Below are 12988 nucleotides of genomic sequence, written 5' to 3'. Positions count from 1 at the left end.
GAAAGAGGTGATCCGGTCAGACCTCTTACATAATTCGCCGTAACCCAATCACAACCCCGCAAACCGCAGATAACTCCCGGTAATCTGCTCACCCCAGATCAAGGCAATCCACCCGGCAATGGCCAGGTAGGGGCCGAAGGGCAGGGGCGTGGCGTTGGAATCGCCGCGGGACTTGAGGATGATGATGCCGAGAATGGCGCCGACCAGTGAGGACAGCAGAATGGTCAGCGGCAATACCTGCCAGCCACCCCAGGCGCCAATCACGGCCAGCAGTTTGAAGTCGCCATACCCCATGCCTTCCTTGCCAGTGACCAGCTTGAACAACCAATACACTGACCACAGACTGAGGTAGCCGAAAACGGCGCCCCACAAGGCGGTATTGAGGTCGGTATAGACGTCGAAGCTGTTAACAATCAGCCCAAGCCATAGCAGCGGCAAAACGATTACATCGGGCAATAGCTGGGTGTCGGCATCGATCAGGCTCAGCGCGATCAGTCCCCAGGTCAGCAGCAACAACCCGCCCGCGGCCCAGCCGAAGCCGAGCTGCCAGGCGACGACCATGGATAATGCAGCCGTCAGCAATTCAACCAGTGGATAACGCGGGCTGATCCGGCTTTTGCATTCGGCGCAGCGACCCCGCAGGAATACATAACTCACCACCGGCACGTTCTGCCAGGCCTTGATCTCGACCTCACAATGCGGGCAATGGGAATGGGGTAGAACCAGATTATAGGTCGACTCGGCGGTGTGCTCAGTGTCGGGCTCGAGGATTTCCCTTGCCTGGATGCGCCAGTCCCGCTCCATCATGCGCGGCAGGCGGTGGATCACCACGTTGAGGAAGCTGCCGATAATCAGGCCAAGCAGACCAGCGAGCAAAACAAAGGCCAGCACGTGGCTGGCCAGGTAATCGATAAGAGTCATATTCTAGACAACGGAGCCCAGCTGGAAGATTGGCAGGTACATGGCGATGATCAAGCCGCCGACCAGTACCCCGAGAACGCTCATGATTAGAGGCTCCAACAGCGTGGTCAGGTTGTCGACCTTGTTATCCACTTCGGCCTCGTAATAGTCGGCGACCTTTTCCAGCATGCCATCCAAGTTGCCGGACTCCTCGCCAATTCCGGCCATTTGCACGGCGAGCGAAGGGAATACGTTGGTGGTGCGCATGGAGAAGTTCAGCTGCGAACCGGACGACACGTCTTCCTTGACCTTCAGTACTGCATTGCGGAAGACCACGTTACCTACGGCGCCCGCAACTGAATCGAGTGCATCAACCAGTGGTACACCGGCAGCAAACGTCGTGGAGAGTGTGCGAGCGTAACGGGCCACGGCGGCTTCGTAGAGGATCTTGCCGACGATCGGCGCCTTGAGCAGCGCGCGGTCCTGGGCGTCGCGGAATTTGAGTGATCTTCGATTGACTTGCGAATAAGCGTAGCCCAGCGCGATCAAGCCTATCAGCACAATAAACCACCATGCCTGCAGCCATTCAGACAGGCCGATCACGAACAGGGTAAAAGCCGGCAGCTCGGCACCGAAACTGGAAAACACTTCCTTGAACTGCGGAACAACCTTCAACAACAGGATGGCCGTTACGACGATCGCTACCACCACCACCGCGATTGGGTAGGTCATGGCCTTCTTGATCTTGGCCTTGAGCGCTTCGGTCTTTTCCTTATAGGTCGCGATCCGGTCCAGCAACGATTCCAGCCGACCCGATTGCTCGCCGGATTCCACCAGGTTGCAGAACAGGTCATCGAAATATTTCGGATGCTGACGCAGCGAATCCGCCAGCGTATTACCCGCGGCCACGTCCGTTTTGATGGTATTGACCAGCTTCGCCAGGCTGGGGTTCTCGGTACCCTCGGCAATGATTTCGAAGGCCTGCACGATCGGCACGCCTGATGCCATCATAGTCGCCAGCTGACGGGTAAAGAAGGCGATATCAAGCGGCTTGATCGCCTTGCTGCGTTTGCCGAACAGGGTAGAGGACTTGTTGATCTTGGTGACGAGAATGCCCTGCTTGCGCAGCTGAGCCTTGATCAAGGCCGGGTTGGTTCCCTGCATCTCGCCGGAGATCTTGGTTCCCTTGCGATCCTTGCCTTCCCATTTGAAGGGGTAGATCTTGGGTTCCTTGGCCTTCTTCTTCGCCGGGGCCGTCTTCCTTTTTAGCGCTGCTGCTTGCTGAGCCATGACTTAATCCTTTGTCACTCGGTTAACTTCCGCCAGACTGGTAACACCCTGTTCTGCCTTCATCAGGGCCGACTGGCGCAAGTTTCGGAAACCTTCCTGTTGGGCTACGTCTGAAATCTGAATAGAGTTGCCGTCTTCCATGATGATACGTTGCATGGCTGGCGTAATTCTTACCACTTCATAAATACCAACACGCCCTTTATAACCATCTTTGCAGTTTTCGCAACCCACTGGCCCGTAAATCGTCAACCCTGCATCAATTTTCTCAGCGCTGAAGCCTTCTTCCAGCAGGGTCTCACGCGGCACCTCGAAGGGCGCCTTGCAGGTCTTGCAGAGCCGGCGCGCCAGACGCTGCGCAATGATGAGGTTAACCGAGGTGGCAACGTTGAACGAGGGCACCCCCATGTTGCGCAAGCGCGTGAGTGTCTCCGCTGCGCTGTTGGTGTGCAACGTGGAAAGCACCATGTGACCGGTTTGCGCGGCCTTGATGGCGATTTCGGCGGTTTCCAGATCGCGAATCTCACCGACCATGATGATGTCCGGATCCTGTCGCAGAAACGCACGTAGCGCCTTGGCAAAATCCAGGCCCTGCTTGGGGTTCACGTTGACCTGATTGATACCCTCCAGGTTGATCTCGACCGGGTCTTCCGCCGTGGAGATATTGCGCTCCATGGTGTTAAGAATGTTCAGGCCGGTATACAGCGACACGGTCTTGCCCGAGCCGGTCGGGCCCGTCACCAGAATCATGCCCTGGGGTCGAGCCAGCGCAGAGAGATACATTTCCTTCTGATCTTCTTCATAACCCAGCGCATCGATACCCATCTTGGCGCTGTCGGCATCGAGGATACGCAGCACGACCTTCTCGCCCCACAGAGTCGGCAGCGTACTGACCCGGAAGTCGATGGATTTGTTACGCGAGATCTTCATCTTGATACGGCCATCCTGCGGCTTGCGCCGCTCGGCCATATCCATGGATGACATGACCTTCAAGCGCGCCGCAATGCGCACGCCGAGCTGTGCCGGCGGTTTGGCCATTTCATGAAGAATGCCGTCGGTACGAAAGCGCACGCGGTACATCTTCTCGTAGGGCTCGAAGTGCAAGTCCGACGAGCCCATGCGCACGGCGTCCAGCAGCATCTTGTTGACGAAGCGCACGATAGGCGCATCATCGGAGTCACCGGTGCCGGTTGTCTTGTCATCCTCATTGACTGACTCAACTTCCAGGTCATCCAGGCCCGAGTCGCTCATGTCACCGAGCCCGCCGGTGGGGCTTTCAAGATACTTCTCGATAGCGGCCTGAAGCTTGTCGTCCTCAACCATGACCGCATCGGTCATCAGGCCGGTATTGAACTGGATATCGCTCAGTGCCTGCTGGTTGGTCGGATCGGATATCGCCAGAAACAGCCTGGAGCCGCGTTTATACAGTGGCAGGACATTATGCTGACGGATCAGCTTCTCACTGACCAGATCCTGCGGCTGGTGATCCTTGTCCAGCGCTCCAAGGTCAAAGAACGGGTAACCGAATTCATCAGCACAGACCATTGCCAGGTCGCGGGCACTGGCCAGCTTTTTCTGTACCAGATAGGTAATGAGGGGAATCTTGTCTAGCGTGGCCTGTTTGGTGGCCTTGCTGGCAACGGTTGCGTCCAGCAACTGATCCTGAACGATCCTTCGTGCCAGACCAGAGAGCGCGGGGGTATCCATAGGCGACTATTGGTCTCGGAGCTGTGTTGGCTGTATAGCGTGTTATCGGCTGACTATATTACAGGTTTAGGGCTGTGCACACCGTTGGGGATGAAAAGCCGGGGGGCTGACGTGCTCAGGTGACGTTTATTGTCAGGTTTGGCCGGAATTTGGGTTCCGTGTCGTAGCGGGGCGGGGACAGATGCCTGCTATGGAGCGAGCGTTAGCGCTTTTGAGTCTCCTGGCCGAATAGCTGAGCCCCGTGAATGCGCGCTGTTAGAGCGAATACAGTTACTTCGTGATGGTCGTTTTAGCGAGTTGGCACGCTCGGTGCTACGTCACTACCAGCCCAACGGCTAAATCACATAATGGAGTACATGATGAAAGCTCAAATGCAGAAAGGTTTTACATTGATCGAACTGATGATCGTGGTTGCGATCATTGGTATTTTGGCGGCTATTGCTTTGCCGGCTTATCAGGATTATACGGCTAAAGCTCAAGTTTCTGCCGGTTTGGCTGAGGTGGCGCCCGCTAAAACAGCATACGAACTTGCGATAAATGATGGTAGAGCATTAGCTGCCAATGCTCTCGATGAGTTAGGTTTGAAGAGCTCGGATCGCTGCACGATGACTTCTGCTGCATACGTTCCTGCCACAGGAATCGCTGCTAAGACAGACTTGCTCACTTGTGAGCTGAAAGGAGGAAGTAACGTAACAGGTGCGAAGATTCATATGGCTAGAGACGAAAAAGGTGCTTGGTCTTGTAATATTGTGAAGTCGACTTCAGGCTGGAAGGAGTCCTATACCCCGTCGGGCTGTACGGCTTCATAATGCGCTGAGGTAGGGTCGATAAATCGGGATCAGATGAGCGTATAAATGTCTTGGTCTGGTTCCAGGTTATTGTTGTAAGAAAGCCCCGGCCCGCCGGGGCTTTTTATTGGGTGCAGAGTCGAGGAATACAGATGTTCGATAGGGATATTAAGTGTCGGGCGAATACATCGGCGAAGTCACTTTCTGTCGGAGTTTCGCAATGTATTATGGTATTGCCTTTATTGGTGTTTAGCCTGTCCGCTATCTATCTATGGCACTCATATTTTAGCTGGCACGATCAGCACAGGGTGTATCAGATTTTATTATTAGGTGTCGCTGCATTAGTTCTGATTTTTCATTCTCAAGTTTGTCTTCCGCGATTGAGTTTTTTTCTTGTTGTCGCAGTGTTTCTAATTGGCTTGGTTTCCGCTTTGTCCGCCGAGTGGCCGTTATGGGCTTTGAAGGAATGGGGGCGCTATGCCGGGCTGGCAATCCTGGTTTTGTTGCTGGGGTTGATTGCTCATAAGTCATCTGTCGTTTTCTTTTTACTTGGCCTTATGGTCATCATTGGTCTTCTGCATGCGTTTCAGTTTGTAGTGTATTACTCGGCCGCATTTCTCACTGGCATATACATGCTTGATGCCGATCTGCTTTTCAATGGTTTCTCAAATCCTCGCTTTTTTGGTCAATTTCAAATTCTTCTTATGCCGGTTATGGCCTCTCTGATTTTGTGCCTAAGGCCGAAGAGGCCTGTAATCAGCGTGGTGATTTTTACCTCTTTGTCAGTGCAGTGGTGCATCGCGCTGACACTTGGCGGTCGCGGCCTGTGGCTGGGTCTTGCCGTATCTACCGCCGTTCTGCTTATGATCGCTCATCGGCAATGGAAGCTAGTGGCGGTTCAAGCCTGCGCAGGTTTGATCGGCGTTGTGCTGTTCATTCTGCTTTTTCACGTGATACCCGCATGGCTGGATATATCCCCTGACCTACGGGACAGTTTGCGCACCAGTCTGTCTGGGCGGGAGAGTATCTGGTTCTGGGCTTGGGAGATGGCGAGGGAAAATCCATGGCTGGGCGCGGGCCCGATGCATTATGCGGCCACCTACAATCCCATCGCCGCTCATCCGCATCAAGTGATTCTGCAATGGGCTGCTGAATGGGGTATTCCTGCAACGCTCATGGCGTTGAGTCTTGGCGTCTGGGGTATGTGGTTTGGCCTCGCTCGGCTGCGCCAAGGGGAACCTGATAACATAAGTGCTGCACTCTGGCTATCTATTACTGGGGCACTGGTGCTTGCTCAGGTCGATGGCGTTTTTGTCATGCCTTACACAGAGACCTGGCTGGCGATTCTGATCGGATTAGCCATAGCTAAATGGTCAGACCCGCAGCCGGCATCCCCAGCACAACGTATCTTCTTCAAGGTTTTGGCATTCCCAGTCGTACTGATTCTGGGTAATGTGCTTATAAATGAAGCGCCCACAGTACCCGAAGACAGCGAAGCTCACATGTCCAAGCATCATACAGGTTGGACACCACGCTTTTGGGCGCAGGGCTGGATACCTATGGATGGGGTAGATGGAATTGAATGAGCGAAAAGTGATCGGGGTTAGATTGGGTGTTATTAAAATTCAGGTGAATTGGCTGAACTCTTGAAGCGGCTGACGAATGAAAGTGCACGACCTGGGAGTATAGTGCGCCTGCACTACGCCAGTTTTTTATGCTTTTAAGAACTAATTGGGTTCAGATGAACATTAATTCCCGATTACGGTTGTTTAACAGGCCGCCCGACTTTCCCCGTCCGGCCAATTTGCCCGTCAACTTCTCGATCTGGTCCCGGAATCGATCATTGCCCAAAGCCAGCCCGCTACATGTTGACTGGTTGATATTTTCGAAAAGTTCGACAGGTAGTTGCTCGGTGAACAGGGCGCGGTAGGCTGCTTGTCGGCTTTCAGCTGTCGGGCCCAGCTTGTGGTAAATCTCATGTGGAACCACCAATGTTGACGGCTTGCCGTGGGCATTGCTGCGGTAGCTACTCCAGCGGTATTCGGCGGGAGCGGTAACCATGCCCGCCCTGACTGGATTCATCTCGATATAACGCTGACAGGTCAACAGGTAGGCTTCAGAGTCGATCAGGCAGGAGCGATAGCGACCTTCCCTTAGGGTGCCGGTGCGGCGATAACGACGGTTGAAATAGCGCACGTAGCGGCGACCGAGGGCCTGCATCAACAGGGAAACGCTGTTGAAATCGACTGGCGTTGCGAGGACATGGATATGGTTGGTCATGAATACCCAGGCATGAACGGCAACACCATATTCAGCAGCGTAATCGGTCAACCATTGAGCAAAAATATACATGTCTTCGTCGTCACCGAAACACACCTGACGGTTGTTGCCGCGTTGAATAATGTGCTGGGTGATGCCTGGGTAGGAAAGGCGTTGGCGTCGTGCCATAAGAACGTCCGTGTAGCCGCAATCAGGCCTCGATTATGCTCGATGATGGCCAATAACGGCGGGAGCCGTGTCGCATCTGGTCGAATCGGAGTTGCGATGCTAGCCGTTGGGTGCGGCTGAAAAGCTGGGCTTGGCGTCGTGGTCGGAGCGGAAACCGATTCGGTCAGGACGCCCGGTGTTTGATTTGGGCAAGCTTGAGCGACTGGTGTCGCTCAGTCTTCATCAAGAGACTGAGCAATAACCGCTGCGAAAGCTCTGAAATCAGCCAGATGACGTGAGGCGATGGCATGGACAATCGCCCAATCAAGCTCATCATAGTTATGCACGGCAATATTTCTGAACCCTACGGATTTCTTCATCCGGTCTGCGAGCTGACGGTCCAGCACTTTCGCATCTGCCATCCTATCAAAGGTTTCTCCCATGGTATTGGGAGGCGGTTGGTCCAGACTGGATAGCATGTGAGCGCCCAGATCGACGCACATCTGAACGGCTCTGCTCAGATTCAATACGATTACGTCCTGCAGGTCCAGGTCGGATAGAAGATCCGCTACGTTCGCCGGACACTTTTCACTGACTCGGTTCAGGCATCGGTATAACGAATCGAGTTTTCGCTCGATAACTAGCTTGTCCATGACTGCCTGCGCTCCGCGAGCATTCTGCGCACGTAAGGCAGAAAGTCTTCACTATCGAATATGTGGCGCCGCATCAGCTCGGCGTGCAATGTATCGTTGCCTTTCAAGCGGGTCCCGTACCGTAGAATCTGCCCCAGAAGGGGTTCTCCAGTTTTACGCAGATCGATCAAGTCTACTGGCCGACCGGTCGCTTTGGCGATTTCTTCAACCAGGGATATTTTGGCCTCGACACCCAGTGGCGCACAGGTTTGCACCGCTATATCCGCGTCGCTGGTCGCTGTTGCGCTACCTGCGGCCATCGATCCAAAAAGATAGGCAAGTTGTATCTCTGGATGCTCGGCTAATACGCTTTGGATCTTCTCCAGCGACATATCTGGCTATCCTCAGTCGGTTAAGTTCTGAGTGTATACGACCTGGGGCTTTAGTGCGCCTGCGCTACGCTGGCGGTTCGCGCTCGTATGAACCCTGTCGGCGAGTCCGAACGCGGCCCGAGGCGCTCACCAACCCCAGGAATTGACTCATTCGCCGCCGGGCTTCGCGGTCGCTTCAATCAGGTCAAGGGGCGCGGAGTCGCTCGCGCCCACCAGACATACCTCAAGGCTTAATCGCCACCTTCAACACCCCATCGCGCTGATTCCCAAACAACTCGTAGGCATCCACGATCTTATCCAGTTTGTACTCATGGGTAACCAGCGGCCCGAGATCCAACCGGCTGGATTCCAGTACGTTCATCAAGCGTCGCATGCGCTCCTTGCCGCCGGGGCAGAGGGCGGTGTTGATCTTGTGGTCGCCTAATCCGGCGGCGAATGCGCCGAGGGGGATGACCAGATCTTGGGAGTACACGCCGAGGCTGGACAGTGTGCCGCCGGGTTTGAGTACTTGCAGTGATTGGGCAAAGGTCTGCTGGGTGCCGAGGGCTTCGATGGAGGCATCTGAGCCGCGGCCGCCGGTGAGTTTCATGACCTCTTCTACGACATCGCAATTGCGATAGTCGAGGGTGATGTCGGCGCCCATCTTGCGGGCGATACCCAAGCGGTGGTCGTTACCGTCGACGGCGATGATGGTCGTGGCGCCGAGCAGTCGGGCGCCAGCGGTGGCGCAGAGGCCGATCGGCCCCTGGGCGAAGACGACGACGGTGTCGCCGATGCGGATATTGGCGTTTTCCGCGCCTTTGAATCCGGTGGACATGATGTCAGGGCACATCAGCACCTGCTCATCGGTCAGGCCATCGGGAATGGGTGCCAGATTGGCTTGAGCGTCGGGTACCAACACGTACTCGGCCTGGGTGCCATCGATCATGTTGCCGAAGCGCCAGCCGGCGGTGGCCTTGTAGCCGTGGCAGCCGCATTTGCCGTCGGCGGTCAGGTAACTGCCGTCCTGTGAGGGGACGCCGTCCTGCGCTGCGTAGGAATTGAAGTTGGGGCAGATGGCGCCGGCGATAACGCGCTGGCCTTCTTTATATCCCTGAACCGCGCTGCCCAGCTTTTCGATGACGCCGACGGGCTCGTGGCCGATGGTCAGGCCTTTGGCTACCGGATACTCGCCCTTGAGGATGTGAATGTCGGTACCGCAGATGGTGGTGGTCGTGATGCGCACCAGCGCTTCGTTAGGGCCTACATCGGGAATGGGTTTGTCAGCCAGTTCGATCCGTCCGGGCTCGATAAAAATCGCTGCCCTCATCATCTCAGCCATGGGAGTGTCTCCAGGAAGTGGATTGGGAATCACAGGCTGTGATTCGCAGAATCCCCTACAGCCTAGTTCACTCTCGCGCTGTTCGGCCTGACCTGGATCATGAATCGGACAGCGTGCGCTGCGCCGAGGGCATCGGCGCGGCGGATGTGAGTTAGCGGGCTTTCCAATGGCTTTGGCGCTACGGGTACTTAGCCAGGCTCAACGCCGGGCGAAGCGCTCCACCAAGGCTGCCTGCGCCTTGGCCGTGTCGGCCAGCTCATCACTCAGATCGGCGCTGCGATTCGATTGGGTTGAGGTCATGTCCGACAGCTCGGCGATGCTGGTGATGTTCTGGCTGATCTCTTCGGCGACAGCGCTTTGCTCTTCGGCGGCGCTGGCGATCTGTCCGGCCATCTCGTTGACACGATCAATCGCGACGCGGATGCCTTCCAGTGCTTCGTCGACTTCCACTACCCGAGCGCTGCCAATCTCGGCCTGCTCATGTCCGGTCTGCATGGTCTCCACGGCGCGCTTGGCGGCTGATTGCAGGTTGCCGATCAAGGCGTGGATCTGACCGGTGGAAGCGGCGGTGCGGCTGGCGAGGGCGCGCACTTCGTCTGCTACGACGGCGAAGCCCCGGCCTTGCTCACCAGCTCGGGCGGCTTCAATGGCGGCGTTTAGCGCGAGCAGATTGGTCTGTTCGGCGATGCTCTGGATGACATCGACGACGCCGCCGATCTCTCGCGCATCTTCGGATAACCGGTTGGCAACGCTGGTGGCTGAACGAACTGATTCGGAGAGCAGTTCGATTGCCTCACGCGCCTCGCTGGCCACTTGCTTGCCACGCGTCGCCGCAGAGCTGGCATCGGCTGTGGCGTCGGCGGCGCGGTGGACGTTACTGGTCACCTCCTGGGTGGCGGCGGCCATCTCGTTGACCGCGGCAGCGACCATGTCGGTCTCCTGGCGTTGGCGAGCCATGCCCTGATTGCCGCTATGGGCCAGATGACTTGCTTCGCCGGCCTGGGACTGCAGGTTGTTTGCGCTGTCGAGTATTCGCGCCAGGCAGGTGCGCAGCCGTGCCTGCTGACTGTGGATGGCCATCTCCAGCTGACTCAGCACGCCATGGTTGGGCGTATACATTTGTGCCAGCAGCGGATCGGTAATCGCCTGGTCGGCCGTGTCGATCACCCGTTGCAGACGGCTATCGCTTTGAAGCTTGTAGCCGTACCCGGCAGCGACGCCCAATACGCAGCCAGCCGCGATGCCGACACCACCGAGCGCTAACGTAAGCCCGCCTGTCATGCCAGCGATCAACACGGCGAAGGCGGCCGGTTGGAGCAGTCCGGACCAGTCGAAGGCGATGCCGCTGCGACCGCTGTTAAGTCGACCGTATATAATTTCGGCCCGATGTATCTGTTCTGGGCTGGCCTGCATGCGGACCGACTCGTAGCCGGCGATCTGACCGTTTTCCAGGAAGGGTGTAACGAATGCATCGACCCAATAGTGATCGCCATTGCTTCGGCGGTTCTTGACGATCCCCATCCAGCTGCGCCCGGCTTTGAGATCGCACCACATTTGTTCGAACACCGCGGCAGGCGTATCCGGATGGCGTACCAGATTATGAGGGCTGCCGATCAGTTCATTTCTCGGGAAGCCGCTGATCTCAACGAAGGCGTCGTTGCAGTAGGTGATCTTGCCGCTGAGGTCGGTCGTGGTAATAAGCCGTTGCTCGGGACTGAAGCTGTGTTGTCGCTGGGTGACGGGTTGGTTATTGCGCATGTCGATCCTGAGAAGGGGGCGGGCATTATCAGCTGTATCGACCGGCGCGTGGTTTTCTTGAATGTTTTCCACTAGTTAGCAATTTTCGCAGCTTTCAGATAATCGAAACCAGATCATCACCGCTCCGTCATCTGCGACTGTTTCACTCATGGTCCCGACAAGAATCCCGAGAGGACCTGATGATGACTACTGATACTACCGATACCAGCCGCCGCAACTTGTTGAAGGGCGGTATGGCGCTCGCTGCTGCTGTTCCGTTCGCAGCCACACTGCAAGCCTTTGCCACCCGCCAGGCGCACGCGGCCAATCCGTTGCCGCGCATCGCCGGGCCCTATGGCAGTCTTAGCCCGGTCAAAGACATGACCACGGGGCTGGAGCTTTTGCAGTTACCTGATGGCTTCAACTACAAGACGTTTTCCTGGACCGGTGATCTGATGATCGATGGTCAGCCGGTGCCTGGCTCATTCGACGGTATGGGCGTTGTCGGCGTGAACAAGGGCCGTGGCGGGCGCGAAATTGTCCTCATCCGCAACCATGAGGTGGGCAGTAGCTCGCGGGGGATTGTGGCTCCGGCGATCTACGACAGCGTTGCCCTGGATAATGGCCAGCTGCCGGGCGGGGGCAATACCACTATTCGTTTTCCGGTCGGCATAGGCAAGGACGCGATTACCGAGCCCAGTCTGGGCGGCACGCTGGTCAACTGCGCGGGCGGCGTTACGCCATGGGGTACCTGGCTGAGCTGTGAAGAAACGACCAGCGACCTGACCGCCTCGGGCGGTCGCAAGCATGGCTACGTGTTCGAAGTGCGGCAGAAGGCTGATGAAACCACCGGCCAGCCGATTGTTCAAATGGGCCGGTTCAAGCACGAAGCTGTCTGCGTCGATCCGCGTACCAGTATTGTTTATCAAACGGAGGATCAGCGTAACGTCGCCGGCTATTACCGCTTTATTCCAGACAACACGAGCATGCGTGCGGGTGCATTGGAAGAGGGTGGTCGACTGCAGGCTGCCAAGGTCAAGGACGTCGACGGTGCCATGCTGCTCGCCCCGAAGCTGGGTGATGAATACCAGTTGGAATGGGTGGAGATTGCCGATCCGGACGCGGCGCCGCAGGGGCGTGCCAGTGGCCCCTATACCCAGGCAAAGGCAGCGGGTGGACTGACCATGAGCCGGGGTGAGGGCATCTGGTATCACCAGGGCAAGGCCTATATCGTCGATACCAGCGCCGGGCGAGACGGACAGGGGCGCGAAGGGCAGGGCGAGGGGTGTGTATGGATGCACGATCTGAAAACCGATCGAATCACCTGCATTTTCGCCTCCACCGACTCGGTGATCGCGAATAATCCGGACAATATCACCGTCAGCCCGCGCGGCGGCGTATTGCTGTGTGAAGACGGCGGCGGCGTGTTGGATGATTATGGTTTCGGCGAGCGTCTGATCGGCCTGACACGGCGCGGCGAATCCTACATCTTCGCCAAGAACAACGTCGTGTTCAGCGATGTTGAGGCGGCGTCCGCGGGGAAGAACGTAGCGGGCGGTGATTACCGGAATCGAGAATTTGCTGGCGCCTGCTTTGATCCGAGCGGGCATTTTCTGTTCGTAAACGTGCAGACACCGGGTATTACCTTCGCCATATGGGGACCCTGGAAACGTGGTTCGCTGTAAGCACAGGCGACAGTAAGAACGCCCGCCGAATGGCGGGCGTTTTTGCAGTGGCACACGGCCTCTGTTCCAGCTTCATAGTGAAATCAAAGGCTTGCGATAGCGTGACGTCCGT

At 56.7% G+C, this 12988-nt stretch carries 11 protein-coding genes; 3 read left to right on the top strand and 8 right to left on the bottom strand.

Annotation, left to right across the window (positions count from 1 at the left end; translation table 11 throughout):
* Window positions 1-48: 48 nt before the first annotated feature.
* The 3 genes from FHK95_RS03140 to pilB are packed head-to-tail and all read right to left on the bottom strand — an operon-like array spanning window position 49 to window position 3894.
* Complete coding sequence (locus tag FHK95_RS03140; RefSeq protein ID WP_150303143.1) at window positions 49-921, bottom strand: prepilin peptidase; 873 nt, start codon at window positions 919-921, stop codon at window positions 49-51.
* Between the two features lie 3 nt (window positions 922-924).
* Window positions 925-2190, bottom strand: coding sequence for a type II secretion system F family protein (locus FHK95_RS03135; RefSeq protein ID WP_150303142.1), 1266 nt, complete (start codon window positions 2188-2190; stop codon window positions 925-927).
* 3 nt (window positions 2191-2193) lie between these two features.
* Window positions 2194-3894, bottom strand: a complete 1701-nt coding sequence (pilB, locus tag FHK95_RS03130) for a type IV-A pilus assembly ATPase PilB (RefSeq protein ID WP_150303141.1) — start codon at window positions 3892-3894, stop codon at window positions 2194-2196.
* A 356-nt stretch (window positions 3895-4250) separates the two neighbouring features.
* Between pilB and FHK95_RS03125 the strand changes: the two genes are divergently transcribed.
* Window positions 4251-4703, top strand: coding sequence for a pilin (locus FHK95_RS03125; protein WP_408003584.1), 453 nt, complete (start codon window positions 4251-4253; stop codon window positions 4701-4703).
* 131 nt (window positions 4704-4834) lie between these two features.
* A complete protein-coding gene (locus tag FHK95_RS03120; RefSeq protein ID WP_235906699.1) occupies window positions 4835-6268 on the top strand; it encodes an O-antigen ligase family protein in 1434 nt (477 codons plus the stop codon).
* 151 nt (window positions 6269-6419) lie between these two features.
* On the opposite strand, the gene FHK95_RS03115 is transcribed toward FHK95_RS03120, so the two are convergent.
* The 5 genes from FHK95_RS03115 to FHK95_RS03095 form a co-directional block, all read right to left on the bottom strand.
* The gene (locus FHK95_RS03115) at window positions 6420-7130 is read right to left on the bottom strand and encodes a transposase (RefSeq protein ID WP_206668524.1); all 711 of its coding nucleotides are present in this window, start codon (window positions 7128-7130) and stop codon (window positions 6420-6422) included.
* Between the two features lie 212 nt (window positions 7131-7342).
* A complete protein-coding gene (gene hepT / locus FHK95_RS03110) occupies window positions 7343-7762 on the bottom strand; it encodes a type VII toxin-antitoxin system HepT family RNase toxin (protein WP_150303140.1) in 420 nt (139 codons plus the stop codon).
* Window positions 7750-8133, bottom strand: a complete 384-nt coding sequence (gene mntA, locus FHK95_RS03105) for a type VII toxin-antitoxin system MntA family adenylyltransferase antitoxin (protein ID WP_150303139.1) — start codon at window positions 8131-8133, stop codon at window positions 7750-7752. Before mntA ends, hepT begins: the two co-directional genes overlap by 13 nt.
* 223 nt (window positions 8134-8356) lie before the next feature.
* A complete protein-coding gene (locus FHK95_RS03100; RefSeq protein WP_150303138.1) occupies window positions 8357-9454 on the bottom strand; it encodes an NAD(P)-dependent alcohol dehydrogenase in 1098 nt (365 codons plus the stop codon).
* Window positions 9455-9652: 198 nt separating this feature from the next.
* Entirely contained in the window at window positions 9653-11212 is a 1560-nt protein-coding gene (locus tag FHK95_RS03095; RefSeq protein ID WP_150303137.1) for a methyl-accepting chemotaxis protein, read from the bottom strand.
* Window positions 11213-11391: 179 nt separating this feature from the next.
* Here FHK95_RS03095 and FHK95_RS03090 point away from each other — a divergent pair, with 179 nt between their 5' ends.
* The gene (locus FHK95_RS03090) at window positions 11392-12876 is read left to right on the top strand and encodes an alkaline phosphatase PhoX (protein ID WP_235906698.1); all 1485 of its coding nucleotides are present in this window, start codon (window positions 11392-11394) and stop codon (window positions 12874-12876) included.
* Window positions 12877-12988: the final 112 nt, after the last annotated feature.

This window comes from Pseudomonas saliphila (assembly GCF_008638345.1).
In the GTDB taxonomy this organism is placed as follows: Bacteria; Pseudomonadota; Gammaproteobacteria; order Pseudomonadales; family Pseudomonadaceae; genus Halopseudomonas; species Halopseudomonas saliphila.
This window is presented reverse-complemented; position numbering and strand designations above follow the sequence as displayed.

Bases quoted from the DNA above. Each gene is read 5' to 3' on its own strand.
- FHK95_RS03095 (WP_150303137.1), bottom strand. From the start codon at position 11,212: ATGCGCAATAACCAACCCGTCACCCAGCGACAACACAGCTTCAGTCCC.
- FHK95_RS03140 (WP_150303143.1), bottom strand. From the start codon at position 921: ATGACTCTTATCGATTACCTGGCCAGCCACGTGCTGGCCTTTGTTTTG.
- FHK95_RS03090 (WP_235906698.1), top strand. From the start codon at position 11,392: ATGATGACTACTGATACTACCGATACCAGCCGCCGCAACTTGTTGAAG.
- mntA (WP_150303139.1), bottom strand. From the start codon at position 8,133: ATGTCGCTGGAGAAGATCCAAAGCGTATTAGCCGAGCATCCAGAGATA.
- FHK95_RS03100 (WP_150303138.1), bottom strand. From the start codon at position 9,454: ATGGCTGAGATGATGAGGGCAGCGATTTTTATCGAGCCCGGACGGATC.
- FHK95_RS03115 (WP_206668524.1), bottom strand. From the start codon at position 7,130: ATGGCACGACGCCAACGCCTTTCCTACCCAGGCATCACCCAGCACATT.
- pilB (WP_150303141.1), bottom strand. From the start codon at position 3,894: ATGGATACCCCCGCGCTCTCTGGTCTGGCACGAAGGATCGTTCAGGAT.
- FHK95_RS03125 (WP_408003584.1), top strand. From the start codon at position 4,251: ATGATGAAAGCTCAAATGCAGAAAGGTTTTACATTGATCGAACTGATG.
- hepT (WP_150303140.1), bottom strand. From the start codon at position 7,762: ATGGACAAGCTAGTTATCGAGCGAAAACTCGATTCGTTATACCGATGC.
- FHK95_RS03135 (WP_150303142.1), bottom strand. From the start codon at position 2,190: ATGGCTCAGCAAGCAGCAGCGCTAAAAAGGAAGACGGCCCCGGCGAAG.
- FHK95_RS03120 (WP_235906699.1), top strand. From the start codon at position 4,835: ATGTTCGATAGGGATATTAAGTGTCGGGCGAATACATCGGCGAAGTCA.